We start from the raw sequence: 16,576 nt of genomic DNA, 5'->3' as shown, positions 1-16,576 counted from the left end.
GGCATCGCTTGGCAGTGACGCCGCGCTGCCCCACGAAGGATCAACGGCCACAGCGGCTCCGCGCATGAGCAGCCCGGCGATGCTGGCAGACAGAACAGCGAGGGAGATGGGATCGGCCATGCCGCTATCGTACAAGCGGTCAGCAGTGCTGAAACAGAATTCTTACGGCATTGACTGACTCGGCGACGACCTCGACGAGATGGTCACCGAAGGGGGGTCGTGTCATCGAGCACGCGCCCGTGGAAGGTGCGCCCCCAGGTGCCAGTCGGAGGTGTGGAGGATCCGCATGCGGATACTGTCTCACAGCCCACCGATATCAATGACGACGGCTTGTTGTGGTCAGTCACCGACCTCCTCGGCGCCGTCCTTGAGCCACGTTAGCACCAGGATGGCCTGGCCCCAGGTCGTGGCCGCCCTCTGATGCGGGTGGATGTCCTGGGCGCGGCGGTAGGCGATCAATCAGCCGCTGACGATACGCACAGTAGCGATGGGTAAGTCGAGAGTGGCACGGTAGGACAGCACGCGGAACTTCCCTTACGGGCAGTTTTTTTTGGTCAAAAACAACTCTGACGCACGGCTCCGCGTGCACCCCGCTCCGACACACCCCACCTCGGCCCTATCCACCTTTTCCCGCCGTCTCAGCGCTCAGACCACGAGCACCCACCTCCAGTGAGAAAACCGCAATACCCGAATCAATCAAATTTGATGGCCCGTGGAACAAGCCATCGTTCGCCTCAAGAACCGGCGCATCCGCCACACCGACTACAGGCGACCACTCGACACATTCGTCACCACCATCACAGCCATCATCGGCCTACACTTCCTTTACCACTGAATAAGCCTCAATGTCCAAAAAATCTATTTCACTCCACTCTCACCCCGAGAGTCACTATTTTCATGTACCCGACACTGCCAGTAGCCCCATACCGTTACCAGCGTCATCGGCCCCCAGAGTAGAATAGGCAGGTAGCACCACAGCATGACAGCCAGTGCCCAGTTATGGATCAGGCCAGCGTCGGGTCGGTGTCCAAACGCGACGTTCGCGACCATCTGCACATTGAAGATCCAAATCAAAGCCAGTGAGCCAACAGCGCCGAGGACCGCTGGCAGCCTGGCGGGTATGCGCCACTGCCCGAGGCGCTCACTCCATGGCCGTATGAGTCCTACGGCCAGATAACCGCACGTCACCTGCACTATGCTCAACCCAAAGACGTAGACGTATCCGAGTGCGGGTTCGCCAGCAAGCTGGAAGGCGCGAAAATCGGCCGTTCCAGGCATGAATCCAACAATCATGAGCACGCGCCAGATGCCTGACGGTAGGGTGGAAAAAAATGCGCTCCACGCGCACAGACGCATCCAGCTCGGTCGGTCTAGATCAGCATCCCTCGACGACATGATGCCAGTATACCCCGAGATTTTCGATGCAAGTCAACATACACGCGATTCTGACCGTTAAGTGGCGTGTGAGGATCCGGCGGTTTTGAGTGAGTAGTTCTCTCGAACCGTCCGGCGAAGGTGATCGCGAACCTAGGATATCGCACACCTAACGAGGTTGATCGCGAGTTCCTGGTCCTAACCAAGGCGGCCTCACTGGGGTTGCCCACCCTGGCAGACAAGGGCTACACAGGGGCTGGTACTGGTCATCCTCACCCTCCACAAAGGCTTCTGGTGAGAAAACCTCAAGCTCCAGAGACATAACATCCACGCGAGAAATGTCGATGCCGGTGAAGAGGAATCCGTCAGGCGGCGATGGTGCCGGCGGAGACCAGAGCGATGATGACCAGGCCCAGCAGTACGCGGTAGACGAGGAAGGACGTGAACTTGTTGGAGGACACGAAGCGCAGCAGCCAGGCGATGGTCGCGTAGGCGACGATGCCGGAGACGACGGTCGCGATAATGGTGGGCGTCCAGCCCACGGTATTGCTGATGGTGCCGGCCTCGGTTGCAGCCTCCAGCAGCCCGGCCGCGACCAGGGACGGGATGCCCATGTAGAAGGACAGGCGCGTGGCCGTCACCCGGTCGAACTTGAGGAAGAGGCCGGCGGAGATCGTCGCCCCGGAGCGGGAGATGCCGGGGAAGACCGGGGAGAGGGCCTGGAACGCACCGATGATGAGGGCGTCCTTGACGGTCACGTCCTTCATACCCTTGGTGAAGTTCTGCTGGCGGTCGGCCATCCACATGGCCGCCGACCACACGATGAGGGCACCGGCGATCACCCACAGGGAGCGGACCGGTCCCTCGATGAAGTCCTTGAACAGCAGCCCGACGGCCGCCACCGGGATCGAGCCCAGGACGATGCCCCAACCGAGCGTGTAGTCGGGGTCCTGGCGGGCCTGCTGGTTGTCCAGGCCCTTGAACCGGGCTTTGATGCCCCTGAACCAGGCGGTGATGATCCGGACGATGTCGGCCCAGAAGTAGATGATGGCGGCGAGGATCGCACCCACCTGGATGACGGCGGTGAAGGCGGTCATGCCCGCGGAGTTGATCTCGTAGCCGAGCAGCTTCTCGACAATGTTGAGGTGCCCGGTGGAGGACACCGGCAGGAACTCGGTGATGCCCTCGACGATGCCGAGGAGGACGGCGTGCAGCCAGTTCAAAGGGACTCCTGGGGTGGACGGATGGTGGACTCACGGCAGGTTACCGGCGCACGAGGTGGGGAAACGGCCGGGTAACTGTGGTACCCGCCGCAGCGGTGGCGGTTCAGCCGCGCGGCGACGCCGGGTCAAAGGCCCAGTTCTACGGCCGCGTATCAGTTTGTGTCCCTTTTATAACGTTGGATGCGTAGCAAGTCCAGCCCGTGTGATCCCGGCGTGTGGCTGCGGGTGGTCGGCTGCGGCTGCGCCTCACTCCATGACGAGGTGCGCTGCGTGCTCGCGCAGGTACTCACGCAGATAGGGGGCGGCGAAGTCGACCTTGCCGTAGCCGGCGGTCTTGATGATCCCGGCGGCGAGTAGCCGGTTGCGGTAGACCGACACGTAGTTGACAGGGCGATCCATGCGTTCGGCGATGTCGGCGATCTGTGAGGGGCCGTCGTCCTTGGCCATGCACACGAGCATGGTGCGGTCGACGTCGGACAGGTCGCGTAGTGCCGGAGCATGAACCAGGTTGCCGAGGCGCAGTCGGGCAGCGGTCGTTCCTGCGGCGACTGCTGGCTGGGTCACTGGGCCATCGCCACTGTGCTTCCACACCTGGTACCCCACGAGCTGGATCATGAATGGGTAACCGCCGGTCGCGTTCGCGCACTCCTGGGCCAGGTCGTTGCTCAACGCCTTCGCGCCCGTGTCGAAGGTCGACTTCAGGGCCTCACAGACGTCGTCGATGGCCACCTCACCGAGTTCTATCCGCTCGGCTCGACGCAGGAAGGTGGTGATGTCGTCATTGAGGAGCTCCTCAACGGCTTTGGGGAGTCCTGCCATGAGCAGGCCGATGGGAGCCCCTTCGCGAATGAGGTGCTGCACCTCTGCGGACAGGGCTCGCAGTTCCTCGCGCGGAATGGCATGCACTTCGTCGATCGTGAGCAGCAGGCCGGTGCCGTGCTCCGCGAGCCACTGGGTCAGTGCTCGCGCCTTCTGCCGCCAGGAGGGCTCAGGAGCAGGTGCGTGCTCGAGTGTTGCGCTACCGCCTCCGAGCGGTGTGCTTAGGCTCAAGGAGGTCAACCGTGAGCGCTCCTTGCCGGCGAGCTGCGATAACTGGCGAGTGAATTCGGCGGCGAGGCGATCCATGAGTCCCTCGCGTGCGGTCTCATCAACGACCACCCAGCCGCGCTCTCGTGCCGAGTCTCCCAGTGCGGTGAGCATGACGGTCTTCCCGACGCCCCGAGCGCCAGTGATGAGCTCCAGGAGTCCGGGTGCTCCGGGGCCGTCATCGAGGCTCTCCAGAAACTCCTCGATGACGCGGTTGCGGCCAACAAGTAAGGGAGGCGTTGCGCCCGCTGTGGGTTTGAAGGGGTTGGCCATGCGTGATCGTCTCCACTTTTGCGCGTTTTAGATCTTTTAGATCTTTTATAACTTCAGGGCGTGCTGAGATCCAGTGATGGGAGGTGAAGGCTCGGCCGGCTGCGGCGACTCAGTCCGTCTCGGCGCCCAGGTGGCTCAGGGCGACGTCGTGCAGCAGCGAGTTCGTGGCCACCGCGTTGCCCCCGAAGGGTCCGGCCTCGCCGTCGAGCGAGGTGAAGCGCCCGCCCGCCTCGGTGACCACGGGCACGAGCGCGGCCATGTCGTAGAGCTCGAGCTCGGGCTCGGCCGCGAGGTCCACGGCGCCCTCAGCCACAAGCATGTAGGACCAGAAGTCCCCGTAGGCGCGGGTGCGCCAGCACGACTGCATGAGCCCCAGCATCCCGCGCAGCCGCTTGGCCTGGGCCCACCCCGACAGCGAGGAGTAGGACATCGAGGCCCGGGTGAGGTCGTCGACGCCGGACACCGACATCCGCCGCGCCGAGCTCAGCGACCGCCCGGTCCAGGCTCCGCCGCCGGACACGGCCCACCAGCGCCTCCCCAGCGCGGGGGCGGAGACCAGCCCGACGACGCACTGGCCGTCCTCGATGAGGCCGATGAGCGTGGCCCACACCGGCACGCCCCGCACGAAGTTCTTGGTCCCGTCGATCGGGTCGATGACCCATTGTCGTGAGGAGTGCCCGGTGGTGGGCAGCTCCTCGCCCAGAACGGAGTCGCGTCCGCGCGCCCGCCCCAGCTGCTCACGGATGACGCGCTCGGCCTCCCGGTCGGCCTCGGTGACCGGCGTGAGGTCCGACTTGGTCTCCACGGTGAAGTTGCCGGCGTCGAAACGGGCCTGGGTGAGGCTGTCCACCTTGTTGGCGATCGTGTGCGCCAGGTGCAGGTCATCACGCCAGCGCCGCTGCTTGGCCGGGGGCGCCGTCGGGGCGGGCGACGCCGCTGCCGGCGAGGGTGCCGCGGGCGGTTCCGGAAAGACGGGGCGTTGTGGGCGGGGAGTCTCGCTCATGGCACCACGGTAGCGGGGGAGCGGGCTCGGGTGCGCCCCGGGGCGTCGGGCGCGCCACCGACCGGGCGCCGTCGAACCACGCCGAGTCGTTATCAAACCTTGAGATTTCGGGCGGTGGTGGCGGGATGAGGGGGCGCGCCATATTTTACTGCCATATTGCGGAAAAACGACGTCGAACATCGCGCGGATAGGCGGATCCGATTTGGCTGCCTGTTACTGGTTCGTTACGCTGACGGGCATGACCCAACCCGGGAGGCTCTATGCAGCATAATGCCGGTTTTACCAGGGACGACGTCGTCACAGCCGCTCTCGAGCTCGGCGTAGACCGGTTCACGATGGGCAAGGTGGCGCGTCGACTGGGGGTGAGTACAGCCGATCTGGGACGCACCGTCAGCTCGCGCGACGACCTGCTCGTGGCCTGTCTGGAGCGCGTCTCGGCCGACGTCACGCTGCCGCCCACCGGACTGAGCTGGCAGGACTACCTGCGGCAGCTCTCCGACTCGCTGTGGGACGTGCTCGACGCCAACCCCGGCCTCGACCACACGCTCATCGACCTGGCCTGGGCCTATGTGCCCTTCATGTCCGTGGCCAAGCGTGCCCACAACGCCCTCGTCTCGGGCGGCCTGCGCACCGAGGACGCCTACCTGGCGCTCAACTACACCCTCTCGACGGTCCTGACCTCCCACCAGCAGGCGGCAGCCATGGCCGAGACGGTCGAGTCCGAGCGCCAGCCGGGCCGCAGCGAGCGCGGCATCGACATCGCCACCCGCATGTGGGACGAGCGCTTCGGCGGCTCGAGCGCCGCCCTGGGTATGCATCGGTCGCACCATCTCCACAGCGGTGACGACGCCGACCGCGTCCCCTTCCGCCCCAAGGAGTCCTGGCTGGACCGCGGCGCGATGGCTCCCAAGCTGGAGGTCATCATCGGCGGCTTCTCCGGCCTGAGCAGCGTCCTGTCCACCTCCGGCGCCGGGAGTGACGGCGCCTCACGGGGACCATCCCCCGAATCACAGCCCAACGACACCAGGGAGTCCTCCGTGAACACTCTCGTTCTCGTCTTCCACCCCAACATCTCCGAGTCGCGGGTCAACAAGGCCCTCGGGGCCACGGCGGAGTCGCTCGGCGGCAACATCACCGTGCGCTACATGTACGACATCTACCCCGACTTCAACATCGACGTGGCCACCGAGCAGGCCGCCCTGCTGGGCGCCGACCGCATCGTCCTGCAGTACCCCATGTACTGGCTCTCCTGCCCGCCCCTGCTCAAGAAGTGGCTCGACGACGTCCTCACCTTCGGCTGGGCCTACGGCTCGACCGGCACCGCCCTGCACGGCAAGGAGCTCCTCCTGGCCGTCAGCGTCGGCGGCGCCGGCAGCGCCTACGGCCGCGAGGGCGCGCACATCTACACCATCCACGAGTTCCTGCGCCCCATGCAGGGCACCTCGCGAGTCATCGGCACCAAGTACGCCGTGCCCTTCCTGTCTGTGGGCGCCCTGGAGATCACCGACGAGGCCATCGCCCGGCGCGCGCAGGACTACGCCGCGGTCCTCCAGACCGCCGAGCTTCCGATGCTCGACATCTTCGGCTGAGGCGCTGTTCGCCCCTGAGCCCGTTGGGTCCCCGTCGGCGCGATCGCCGGCGGGGACCGCGCGTTGACACCGAGCGCGCCGTAGGATTCCGGCATGGTTGAGATCGTCGCGTACCGGCCACAGCAGCGCCAGGCGCTGCTGGACCTGTCCCTGCGCGCCTGGGCCCCGGTGTTCCCGCTCATGGAGCAGGACGTGCCCGCCTTCGTCTACCGCTCCTTCTACCCCGAGGGCTGGCGGCAGCGGCAGGCCGCGGATCTTGCCGAGGTCCTCGACGGCGAGCCCGACGGCGTCGACGTCGCCGTCCTCGACGGTCGACCGGTGGGCTGGGTGTGCACCCGCCTGCACCCCGAGGACAGGATGGGGGAGGTCTACATTGTCGTCGTCGACCCCGACTACCAGCGCCGCGGAATCGGGCGGGCCCTCATGAACCACTCCATGGAGCGGGCCCGGGCCGCCGGGATGGCCATGGTGATTGTGGAGACCGGCGGGGACCACGGACATGCCCCGGCCCGCGCGACCTACGAGGGGCTCGGCTTCCAGCGCTGGCCGGTGGCCCGCTACTTCAAGGACCTGGCCGACGGCGACTGAGACTCACGCGAGACGCACCGAGGGCCCCAGGCCGGTTCGCCGGTCCGGGGCCCTCGGGCATATGAAGCTACGTGCTGGCGCGCTCAGCCGTGAGGCTCCAGGACGGGCAGGTCCTTGCTCGCCAGCGTGGCCGCGTAGTCCTCGACTCGCTGAGCCAGGGCCTCATCGGTGATGGTGAGGGTCCCGGTGGTGGTGAAGGGCTCGAGGTAGGCCATCTGGACCATGTTCGCCGTCGCCTGGAGCGGACGCAGCAGCTCGGTGATCGTGTAGCCGTAGGAGGCCTCGCGGCTGTAGGCGTCACCGGCTCCGCCGGTGCTGACGGCCACCAGCAGCTCCTTGCCGGCCAGCGCGTTGCCGGTCGAGCCGTAGGCCCAGCCGTAGAGGAGCACGTCGTCCTCCCACTGCTTGAGCAGGGCTGGGGTGGAGTACCAGTACATGGGGAACTGGAGGACGACCCGGTCGGCGGCCTCCAGGGCGGCCTGCTCGGCGGCGACGTCGACCTTCTGGTCCGGGTAGGTGTCGTACATATAGCGCACGGTGACGTCGTCACCGAGGGTCTCGGCCCTGGCCGCCAGGAGGCGGTTGACGCGTGAGGCGGACATGTCGGGGTGGAAGACGAGAACGAGGGTCTTCATGAACGCTCCTGCTTTCAGATGGTGATGGCGGGCGGTGCGTCGGTCGATGAGGAGACGTCAACGACGTCGTGCCCTCCCACCAGATGCTACGCACCGTGGGCGCCGTGCGGGTGCGGACCGGATCAGGGCTCCAGGAGAACCTTGATGGCGCGGCGCTCGTCCATGGCCCTGTAGGCCTCGGCGGCCTCCTCCAGGGACAGGCGCAGGGTGAAGACCTTGCCGGGGTTGATCTCGCGCTTGAGGATGCGGTCGATGAGGTCGGGCAGGAAGCGGCGCACAGGGGCGGGGCCGCCCAGCATGTTGATCTCGGCGAAGAAGAGCTGGTCCCCGGGCAGAGAGACGCCATGGGCCACACCCACGTAGCCCAGGTGCCCGCCGGGGCGGCAGGAGGCGATGGCCTGCATCATCGAGGTCTGGTTGCCCACGGCCTCGACGACGCCGTGCGCGCCGTAGCCGCCGGTGAGCTCCTTGACCTTCGCCGCGCCCTCGTCACCGCGCTCGGCGATGATGACGTCGGCGCCGAACTCGCGGGCCAGGGCGGCCCGGTCCTCGTGGCGGGAGAAAGCGATGACCCTCTCGGCGCCCAGGGCCTTGGCAGCCAGCACCGCGGACAGTCCCACGGCGCCGTCACCGACCACCGCGATGGTCTTGCCGGGACCGGCCTGGGCCGCCACGGCCCCGAACCAGCCGGTGCCCAGGACGTCGGAGGCGGCCAGCAGCGAGGCGATGATCTCCGGGTCCTCGGGCCTGCCGCCGGGGACGACGACAAGGGTTCCGTCGGCCAGGGCCACGCGCGTGTACTCGGCCTGGGTGTCGCCGATGAAACCGCCGTTGGCGCAGCGCGACTGGTAGCCGTCCTCACAGATCTCGCAGGTGTTGTCGCTCAGGCAGAAGGAGCCGACGACGAAGTCACCGACCTTGACGTTCTTGACCTTGTCGCCGATCTCGACGACGGTGCCCACGTACTCGTGGCCCATGGGCCGTGCCTTCTCCAGGGGCTGGATGCCCCGGTAGGGCCACAGGTCTGAGCCGCACACGCAGGCGGCCTCGAGCTTGATGACGGCGTCGGTGGGTTCGATGACGTGGGGGACCTCACGGTCCTCGACGCGGATGTCACCGGCGGCGTGCATGACGACGCCACGCATGGTGGTGGGCAGGGCAGGAGCAGAAGCAGTCACGGGTATGTCCTCACATCAGTGCAGGTTGATATGTGAAGACTAAACGCGCGTCTCGACGCGGGTCCACCGCCTGGCAGGTTCTGTCAGGGCCACCCAGCGGGATCGTGGAGTATCGGTCTCGGCTTGAGGGCACGGCGTAATCGGCGCGAGCGCGGGCGAAGACCGGTGCCGACGAGTGGCAGTGACGATCGCGGGCGCTCGCGGATGATCGCGCTCGGCCGAAGCCCGATTGCGGGCCCTTCCGGTCCCTACCCGGCCTCACCGGCCGACGTCGTCCCGCATGCCCGGCGCGGCAGGGGCAGAACCAGTGGGGTCCCGGTGAGCGGGTCGGAGATGACCTGGACCGCCAGGCCGAAGACCTCCTCGACCATCTCGGCGGTGACGACCTCCTCGGGACGGCCATGGGCCAGGATGCTGCCGGCGCGCATGGCGATCACCTCGTCCCCGTAACGACAGGCCTGGTTGAGGTCGTGGAGCACCGCCACGATCGTGGTGCCCAGCTCGGTGTTCAGGTCGCGGCACAGCTCGAGGAGGTCCACCTGGTGGGCCAGGTCCAGGTAGGTGGTCGGCTCGTCGAGCAGGAGGATGTCGGTGCGCTGGGCCAGGGCCATGGCCACCCACACCCGCTGGCGCTGCCCGCCGGAGAGGGAGGACACGTGCCGCTTGGCCAGGCCGACGACGTCGGTGCGTTCCATGGCCTCGGTGACGGCCTTGTCGTCGTCGGCCGACCACTGGTGCAGGAGCGACTGATACGGATAGCGCCCGCGCGCCACCAGCTCGTGGACCGTGATCCCGGGCGGCGCGATGGAGGACTGGGCGAGCATGCCCACCCGCCGGGCCAGCTTCTTGGGGGCCAGGGTGGCGATATCGCGACCGTCGAGGACCACCTGGCCGGTGCCCGGGGAGAGGACCCGGCTCATGGCGCGCAGCAGCGTGGACTTCCCGCAGGCGTTGGGACCCACGATCATCGTCACCGCGCCTGGGGTGATGGCCGTGCTCAGGTCCTCAATGACGGGGTGACCGGGATGGTAGGCCAGGTGGATGCCCCGGACGCCCAGGCCCGTGGTGGGGGCCTGGGCGTCCGCGGGTGCCTCCGTTGAGACGGGAGCAGGCACGAGCTACTTCTTCTTCGGCAGCGTGTCCGTGACCGTGGTCATGACGAGCCGTGCCGCGGTGGGGCCGGCGTTGAGGAAGAAGGCGTCGTCGTCGACGCGCACGGCGTGCTTGTCGTTGACGGCCTTGAGCCCCTCCCACAGGGGCATGGCGGTCAGCTCGGTGTTGTTCTTGTCCTTGTCCTTCTCATCCTTCGGGGTCTTCTGCGCCCCGTAGAGGATCCAGTCGGCCTCGGCCTCGGCCAGGGTCTCGGAGCTGATCTCCTTGTTGCCGTTGTCGGTGAAGGTCTGGGTGCTGGGACGGGCGACGCCCATGTCGGACAGGACCGAGCCCGCCAGCGAGACCGCCCCGAAGATACGGAGCTTGTCGCTGGTCTTGCGCAGCAGGGAGACGGTGGGGGTGCCCTCGATGGTTGTGCCGGCCTTCGCGGCATCGGCCTCGTAGGCCTCGATCCACTTCTTGGCGGTGTCCGGCTTGCCCAGGGCGTCGGCCATGAGCAGGAAGTCCTGCTTCCAGGCCTCGCTCTTGCCCTGGGTGACGACGGTCGGTGCCACCTCGGACAGGGACTTGTAGAGGGCGTCGATGTCGTCCTTGCCGGCCTGGTTGACGAGGATGAGGTCCGGGGACAGGTTGCCGATGTCCTCGACGCTGGGGGACTTGCGCGAGCCGACGTCCTTGATGGCACCCAGCTTGTCGGCGTGCTTGGGGAAGGCCTTCTTGAGGTACTCCGGGACCGTCGCGGCGCCATCGCCCTTGGTCGAGCCGATCGGCACGACGCCCAGGGTCAGGGCGACGTCGAGCTGACCGGTGGACAGGATGACGACCTTGGTGGGGGCCTTCTTGATCTCGGTGCTGCCCTTGAAGTGGACGACCTTGCGGGGGAAGACGTTGTCGGCCTTGCCCGAGCCCTTGCCGTCGGGCATGCCGGTGGGCACCGACGAGGTGGGCTTGACCTTGGCTGACGAGGAGGCGTTGGAGTCCGCCTTCTTGCTGGAGCAGGCAGCGAGGACGGGGATGGCGGTGGCCAGTCCTGCGAAGGCGATAGCGCTGCGGCGGCTGTAGTGGGATGTCATGGCCTTAGGCTAACCTCAGTCGTGGCGTTTTGATCAAGAATCATCCAGAGGAAAAGGTGGGGACGTGGCAGAGATCGCCCTTCGGGCGCAACCCGAGACGGGGCGTGCGGCCACAAGAGTTCCGACGGGCGTCGTCGTCCTTGTCCTGGCGGTACTGACCGTCCTCCTGTGCCTGACGAGCCTGGCCGTCGGGTCGCGCAACCTGACGCTGGAGGAGCTGGCGAGCGTCTTCGTACCGGGGGAGAGGACGATGGCCTCGATCATCGTCTGGCAGCTGCGGATGCCGCGGACCGTCCTGGCGGTCATGGTCGGCGCCGCGCTGGCCGTGGCCGGGGTCGTCATGCAGGGGCTGACCCGCAACCCCCTGGCCGAGCCGGGCATCCTCGGCGTCAATGCGGGGGCGTCCCTGTCGGTGGTCCTGTCGATGTCTCTGCTGGGGCTGACTGACGTGGGCGACTTCCTCTGGTTCGCCTTCGCAGGGGCCGCCCTGGCCGCCTTCCTCGTCCACCTCATGTCTGTGCGCAGCGCCGACGCCGGACCCGCCAGGCTCGTGCTGGCCGGGGTGGCGCTGGGGGCGAGCCTGCGGTCGATCACTGGGACCGTCACCATGTACGACTCCGTCACTTTCGACTCCTACCGCTTCTGGGTTCTGGGCTCGCTGGCGGACCGGGATGCTGCGTTGCTGGTGTGGGTGGCGCCCTTCCTCGTCGTCGGACTGGTGATGGCCCTGGCCTCGGGGCTCACGCTCAACGCCCTGGCGCTGGGGGAGGAGCAGGCCAAGGCCCTCGGCGTCAGCCCGAGGCGCGCCCGGGCCCTGGCGCTCACCTCGATCACCCTCCTGTGCGGGGCGTCGACAGCGGCGGTCGGGCCGATCTCCTTCGTCGGGCTGGTGGTCCCGCACGTGCTGCGGCTGGCCCTGGGGGCCGATCAGCGAAAGCTGCTGGCGGTCTCCGTTGTCGCCGGCCCGGTCCTGCTGCTGGCCGCCGACATCCTGGGGCGGGTCATCCTGGACTCCGGTGAGATGGAGGCGGGCGTCGTGACCGCGTTCATCGGTGGTCCGGTGCTGCTGCTCATGGTCATTCAGCGCATGGGGGTGAGAGGGCGATGAGGCGAGCTCGGGAAGCGGCCGACGGCTCGCCGTCGTTGATCGAGGGGGTGCGTCTCGGACCACCGGCCTCCCAGCTGCGGTATCGCGTTGGAGGACAGAGGCCCTTCCTCGTCCACCGGCGGGTCGCCGTGGTGACGGTGCTGGCACTGGCCGCGGCCCTGGCCGTGGTGGTTGCCTCGGTGCTGTTCGGTGCCTACAACATCTCCGCGGCCGACGCGCTGCACACGCTGCTGACGGGGGCAGGAAGCAAGATGGATCGCTTCTTCGTCCTCAACCAGCGGCTTCCGCGCGCGGTCGCGGCGGTGCTGGTGGGGGCGATGCTGGCGCTGTCGGGCGCCGTGTTCCAGAGCCTGTCGCGAAATCCTCTGGGCAGTCCCGACATCGTCGGGTTCACGACCGGGGCCTCCACCGGCGGGCTGTTCATGCTCCTGCTGGCGGCGTCGGCGAGTGATCTCCAGGTCTCGGTGGGTGCGGTCGTCGGAGGGTTCGTGACCGCGGGGGCGGTTGCGCTCGTCTCGCGGCACGGCGGCGTGGGTGGGGACAACCTGGTCCTGACCGGGGTCGCCATATCCGAGATGCTCTCGGCGGCCAACAGCTACCTCATCTCCCAGGCCAGTCTTCCCAGCGCCGAGGCGGCCAAGGCCTGGCAGTACGGCTCCTTCAACGCGATCTCCTGGGGGCAGGTCAGGCCCCTGGCTCTGGCCGCGCTGGTGCTGCTGTCCCAGGTCGTGTGGCTCGTGCGGCCCACGGGCCTGCTGGAGATGGGCGACGACGCCGCGACCAGCCTGGGACTGCGGGTCGGCAGAGTGCGCGGTGCGATGCTCGGCTACGGCGTCGTGCTGGCGGCGATCTGCGTGGCAACGGCCGGGCCGATCGGGTTTATCGCCCTGGCCGCACCGCAGCTGGCGCGCCGGTTGAGCCGGTCGGCCGGGATCACGATGATCACCTCGGCGGCGGTGGGGGCGCTGCTGCTGGGCGGGGCCGATTTTCTGGCGCAACGGCTGCTCAGCCCCTTCCAGATCCCGGTGGGCTTGGTCAGTGCGGCGCTGGGCGGGCTCTACCTCGTCTGGCTGCTCATGTTCTCCTCCGGTCGCGTCGGGCAGACCGGCTGAGGCCGCACCTGACGACCAGGCCACGAACTCGGCCGATCGAGCTGGGGTGCCTGCGTCCGTAAGGGGAGGTTGAGGTTGTCGCCCGGCCTGCAGGGTGCTGTTCTGGGTTTTCCACAGGCTTCGAGGATGCTCTGGTGGTGGGCGTGTTTGCGCAGGTAGAGTCAATATGCCACCCGGCCGGACAGGAGTGCTCGGCGGGTGGTTTGGTGGAGTTGTTTCGGTGGCGAGGAGGCTTCCGCGATGAGTACGTCCCTACGGCCCCCTGCGCCTGCGGGCGCGCAACGATCAGTATTCGATCGTAGCTGGCCTGGTTCCCGCCTTGAGCGGAGCCGGGCTGCCGCTGGGCTGGCGGCGGTGTGCGTGCTGGCCCTGGGAATGACGGCCTGCTCGTTGAAGGACGCCAAGGCGGAGGCGAGCGTGAGCGCCAGTGCCAGCGCCTCGGCGGCCGTCGCCCGCGCCGAGAAGGGCATCGCCGACGCCAACGCCTCAGCGACAGCCTCACGCGAGGCCGCCCTGACCCCCGAGCTCAAGGCCCAGCGCGACGCCGCCCTGGCCCAACCCGCACCGGAGAAGCCGGAGCAGATGAACGACGCCACACGCGAGGGGGCGACACTGACGGCGTGGTACTTCCTCGAGCTCTACCGCTACGCCTACATGACCGGCAACACCACCGAGCTCAAGGCCATGAGCGACGATCGCTGCGTCTTCTGCAAATCCGTCATCGACCGAGCCACCAAGCTCCACCAGAACGGCGGATGGGCAGACAAGTGGGACCAAGAACTCGTCAACGCCACGTACTACGAGAAAATCGAGGGATATGACTATAACGAACTAGATGTCACTGCCAATCAAGGACAGGTGGTATCGCATCCTGGAGCGGGAAGCGATCCAATAATCTCCGCTCCTGAGGAGAATCAAGTTCTGGACTTCTCGATCCGACACAACGGAACTCGCTGGATGGTCGGTGGGGTCGAGGTATTGAACAAATGAGTTTTCGCCGTCATGTCACTGTGTTAGCGATGGTTTGCGCAACAGCACTGTCGCCAACCGCAGCGAGCAATCCGGACACTTCTCAGGACTCTGGAGGGCCCGTAAACTGGAGGGCGGAGACTGACGACAATCATGTCGTTACTCATGGAGAACGCCGCGAAACTGTGGCACAATCTCAGCCTCCAGCCACCGAACAACCCGAGTCACCTGCATCATCTGAGACGGAGGTGCAGTACTCGGACAGCGACACCAAACTGGCGACGCCTCATCGCAATTGCAGAACCTATCAAGATGAGAACAAGAAGATGCATGCGGTGTGCAGGCCGGAGCCCGAGCCAGAACCTGCGGTCGAGTCGGAAGCTCCCGCAGAGCCAAGAGTCATCACGATTACGACTCGTGAGGCCGCCACCCTCATCGCCCAGGGCTCAGGGATCACCCGCCAACCGCCCGGCCCGAAGGTCGTCATCTCCAAGGCCTTCATCGTCTACACCAACCCCACCGCGCGCCACCAGACCACCACCATCCTGGGCACCACCATCGACGTCGAGTTCACCCCCACCTCCTACACCTGGAGCTGGGGAGACGGAACCACCACAACCACCACCGACCCCGGCCACCCCTACCCCCACCAGACCGTCACCCACCACTACCAGCACACCGCCACAGCCGTCACCACCACCCTGACCACCACCTGGACCACCCGCTACCACCCCCAAGGCGACACCACCTGGCACACCATCGAAGGCACCATCACCACCACCGAGACCTCCACCCCCTACGACCTCGTCCGCATCACCTCCTACCTCACCGACGACGCCGAAGAAGCCCAAGGCCACTAAGTCCCGTACTCCCTCGCCGTCAGACACAGGGAAAGATCCGTCAATCCCTGCAGCTCACGAGCTTCGGTCAGTCGGCCGCTCCAGCCGCCCAGGCCTTCATACCGCCCTCGAGGTTGAGGAGCCGGCCGGGGTAGCCCGCTGCCCTCAGAGCCTCGATGGCCCGGGCCGAGCGCACGCCGGCGGCGCACACGACCACGGTCGGGCGATCCTCATCCAGCTCGTCCATCCGCGCCACCACCTCGCGCAGTGGGATATGCCGGGCGCCAGCCATCGGTTCGAGTGCCACCTCGACGTCCTCGCGCACGTCCAGCAGCGCCGGTGGCTCGGCGCTCTCCAGGAGCCCCCTCAGCTCGGCGGCGGAGACGGTCGCCGGCCCTGGTAGCGGGGCCTCTCCGGTCCCCTGAATCCGAGGAGATGCGACGGAGCCGGACGTGGAACCCGCAGGTTGCCGATGGGAGTCGTCCCCGGAGGCCCGTGCATACGGCTGCGCATCAGCGTCAGGAGTCTGGGGGAGTGCACAGGAATCGGCCGGCGCCGACAGCTCCGTGATACTCGGGTCATCCCCGCACACCGGGCAGGCCGGGTTCTTCGCCACCGGAATCTCCCGCAGCCGCGCGCCCCAGGCATCGAGCATCGCCAGGCGCCCCATCAGCGGCTGCCCGCCGCCGATCACCAGTTTGAGCGCCTCGGCGGCCTGCATCGTCCCGATGATCCCGGGGAGCACCCCCAGCACCCCGGCCTCCGCGCAGGAGGGCACCGAACCCGCGGGCGGTGGCGTCGGGTGCAGGCACCGGTAGCACGGACCCCGCTGGGCGTCGAAGACCCCCACCTGCCCGTTGAAGCCCAGCACCGCCCCGTGCACCAGCGGCAGCCCCAGCATGACGGACGCGTCATTGACCAGGTACCGAGTGGGGAAGTTGTCGGTGCCGTCGATGACCACGTCCCACCCGTCCAGCAGACCCAGGGCGTTCTCCGCGGTCAACCGAGTCCGGTGGGGGATGACCTCGACGTCGGGGTTGAGCGCCCTGATCGCCGCGGCTGCCGAGTCCACCTTGGGGCGGCCCACGGCGGCACTCGTATGGATGACCTGGCGTTGCAGGTTGGACACGTCGACGTCGTCGTCATCAATGAGGCCGATCGCACCCACCCCGGCGGCCGCCAGGTACAGGGCGGCCGGCGCCCCGAGCCCACCGGCGCCGATGAGCAGGACCCGGGCGGCCCGGATGCGCTGCTGGCCGACCACCCCCACCTGCGGCACGAGCGCGTTGCGGTGATAGCGCTCCAGCTCATCCCGGCTGAGCGGCCGCAGACGCTCGTCAGCGATCACCGATCCGCCGCCCCCATCGTGGGTGCTCCGGTCGACGGTGCTCATGGCATCCTCCTCATCCCTAT

Annotated in this window: 14 protein-coding genes; 6 read left to right on the top strand and 8 right to left on the bottom strand. The window is 67.3% G+C overall.

Annotated elements, in window-relative coordinates:
- Window positions 1-1,739: 1,739 nt before the first annotated feature.
- The 3 genes from BKH33_RS11450 to BKH33_RS11440 all read right to left on the bottom strand — a co-directional run bounded on the left by BKH33_RS11450 (window position 1,740) and on the right by BKH33_RS11440 (window position 4,959).
- On the bottom strand, window positions 1,740-2,597 hold the full coding sequence (locus BKH33_RS11450; protein WP_003781216.1) for an undecaprenyl-diphosphate phosphatase: 858 nt from the start codon (window positions 2,595-2,597) through the stop codon (window positions 1,740-1,742).
- 246 nt (window positions 2,598-2,843) lie between these two features.
- Complete coding sequence (locus BKH33_RS11445; RefSeq protein ID WP_003781224.1) at window positions 2,844-3,956, bottom strand: ATP-binding protein; 1,113 nt, start codon at window positions 3,954-3,956, stop codon at window positions 2,844-2,846.
- 109 nt (window positions 3,957-4,065) lie between these two features.
- A complete protein-coding gene (locus BKH33_RS11440) occupies window positions 4,066-4,959 on the bottom strand; it encodes an inositol monophosphatase family protein (protein ID WP_003781220.1) in 894 nt (297 codons plus the stop codon).
- Between the two features lie 260 nt (window positions 4,960-5,219).
- Between BKH33_RS11440 and BKH33_RS14335 the strand changes: the two genes are divergently transcribed.
- Both BKH33_RS14335 and BKH33_RS11430 read left to right on the top strand, forming a co-directional pair.
- A complete protein-coding gene (locus tag BKH33_RS14335; RefSeq protein ID WP_003781203.1) occupies window positions 5,220-6,548 on the top strand; it encodes an NAD(P)H-dependent oxidoreductase in 1,329 nt (442 codons plus the stop codon).
- Window positions 6,549-6,641: 93 nt separating this feature from the next.
- A complete protein-coding gene (locus BKH33_RS11430) occupies window positions 6,642-7,136 on the top strand; it encodes a GNAT family N-acetyltransferase (RefSeq protein ID WP_003781197.1) in 495 nt (164 codons plus the stop codon).
- Window positions 7,137-7,219: 83 nt separating this feature from the next.
- Here the strand turns inward: BKH33_RS11430 and BKH33_RS11425 are convergent, their stop codons facing one another.
- From BKH33_RS11425 to BKH33_RS11410, 4 genes are all read right to left on the bottom strand, one after another.
- Window positions 7,220-7,771: an NAD(P)H-dependent oxidoreductase gene (locus tag BKH33_RS11425; RefSeq protein WP_003781193.1), complete on the bottom strand. Its 552-nt coding sequence runs from the start codon at window positions 7,769-7,771 to the stop codon at window positions 7,220-7,222.
- A 122-nt stretch (window positions 7,772-7,893) separates the two neighbouring features.
- Window positions 7,894-8,949 (bottom strand): zinc-dependent alcohol dehydrogenase family protein, encoded by a 1,056-nt coding sequence (locus BKH33_RS11420; protein ID WP_003781214.1) that lies wholly within the window; start codon window positions 8,947-8,949, stop codon window positions 7,894-7,896.
- A 248-nt stretch (window positions 8,950-9,197) separates the two neighbouring features.
- A complete protein-coding gene (locus tag BKH33_RS11415; protein WP_003781208.1) occupies window positions 9,198-10,064 on the bottom strand; it encodes an ABC transporter ATP-binding protein in 867 nt (288 codons plus the stop codon).
- Window positions 10,065-10,067: 3 nt separating this feature from the next.
- Complete coding sequence (locus tag BKH33_RS11410; RefSeq protein ID WP_003781226.1) at window positions 10,068-11,135, bottom strand: ABC transporter substrate-binding protein; 1,068 nt, start codon at window positions 11,133-11,135, stop codon at window positions 10,068-10,070.
- Between the two features lie 64 nt (window positions 11,136-11,199).
- Between BKH33_RS11410 and BKH33_RS11405 the strand changes: the two genes are divergently transcribed.
- The 4 genes from BKH33_RS11405 (at window position 11,200) to BKH33_RS14175 (ending at window position 15,184) form a co-directional block, all read left to right on the top strand.
- Window positions 11,200-12,243, top strand: a complete 1,044-nt coding sequence (locus BKH33_RS11405; RefSeq protein ID WP_003781198.1) for a FecCD family ABC transporter permease — start codon at window positions 11,200-11,202, stop codon at window positions 12,241-12,243.
- Entirely contained in the window at window positions 12,240-13,355 is a 1,116-nt protein-coding gene (locus BKH33_RS11400; RefSeq protein WP_003781207.1) for a FecCD family ABC transporter permease, read from the top strand. Before BKH33_RS11405 ends, BKH33_RS11400 begins: the two co-directional genes overlap by 4 nt.
- A 240-nt stretch (window positions 13,356-13,595) precedes the next feature.
- Window positions 13,596-14,345, top strand: coding sequence for a DUF6318 family protein (locus BKH33_RS11395; protein ID WP_050998474.1), 750 nt, complete (start codon window positions 13,596-13,598; stop codon window positions 14,343-14,345).
- A 305-nt stretch (window positions 14,346-14,650) separates the two neighbouring features.
- Window positions 14,651-15,184 carry a zinc transporter gene (locus tag BKH33_RS14175; RefSeq protein WP_232621502.1) on the top strand — a complete coding sequence of 178 codons (534 nt, stop codon included), beginning with the start codon at window positions 14,651-14,653 and terminating at the stop codon, window positions 15,182-15,184.
- A 67-nt stretch (window positions 15,185-15,251) separates the two neighbouring features.
- On the opposite strand, the gene moeB is transcribed toward BKH33_RS14175, so the two are convergent.
- Entirely contained in the window at window positions 15,252-16,556 is a 1,305-nt protein-coding gene (gene moeB, locus BKH33_RS11385) for a molybdopterin-synthase adenylyltransferase MoeB (protein WP_076142756.1), read from the bottom strand.
- Window positions 16,557-16,576 lie beyond the last annotated feature (20 nt).

Source organism: Actinomyces naeslundii, from assembly GCF_001956585.1.
Classification (GTDB): Bacteria; Actinomycetota; Actinomycetes; order Actinomycetales; family Actinomycetaceae; genus Actinomyces; species Actinomyces naeslundii.
The sequence above is the reverse complement of the archived record's forward strand: the minus strand, read 5'-3'. Positions and strand labels throughout refer to the sequence as shown.

Bases quoted from the DNA above. Each gene is read 5' to 3' on its own strand.
- BKH33_RS11445 (WP_003781224.1), bottom strand. From the start codon at position 3,956: ATGGCCAACCCCTTCAAACCCACAGCGGGCGCAACGCCTCCCTTACTT.
- BKH33_RS11440 (WP_003781220.1), bottom strand. From the start codon at position 4,959: ATGAGCGAGACTCCCCGCCCACAACGCCCCGTCTTTCCGGAACCGCCC.
- BKH33_RS14335 (WP_003781203.1), top strand. From the start codon at position 5,220: ATGCAGCATAATGCCGGTTTTACCAGGGACGACGTCGTCACAGCCGCT.
- BKH33_RS11430 (WP_003781197.1), top strand. From the start codon at position 6,642: ATGGTTGAGATCGTCGCGTACCGGCCACAGCAGCGCCAGGCGCTGCTG.
- BKH33_RS11425 (WP_003781193.1), bottom strand. From the start codon at position 7,771: ATGAAGACCCTCGTTCTCGTCTTCCACCCCGACATGTCCGCCTCACGC.
- BKH33_RS11410 (WP_003781226.1), bottom strand. From the start codon at position 11,135: ATGACATCCCACTACAGCCGCCGCAGCGCTATCGCCTTCGCAGGACTG.
- BKH33_RS11400 (WP_003781207.1), top strand. From the start codon at position 12,240: ATGAGGCGAGCTCGGGAAGCGGCCGACGGCTCGCCGTCGTTGATCGAG.
- BKH33_RS11395 (WP_050998474.1), top strand. From the start codon at position 13,596: ATGAGTACGTCCCTACGGCCCCCTGCGCCTGCGGGCGCGCAACGATCA.
- BKH33_RS14175 (WP_232621502.1), top strand. From the start codon at position 14,651: ATGCATGCGGTGTGCAGGCCGGAGCCCGAGCCAGAACCTGCGGTCGAG.
- moeB (WP_076142756.1), bottom strand. From the start codon at position 16,556: ATGAGCACCGTCGACCGGAGCACCCACGATGGGGGCGGCGGATCGGTG.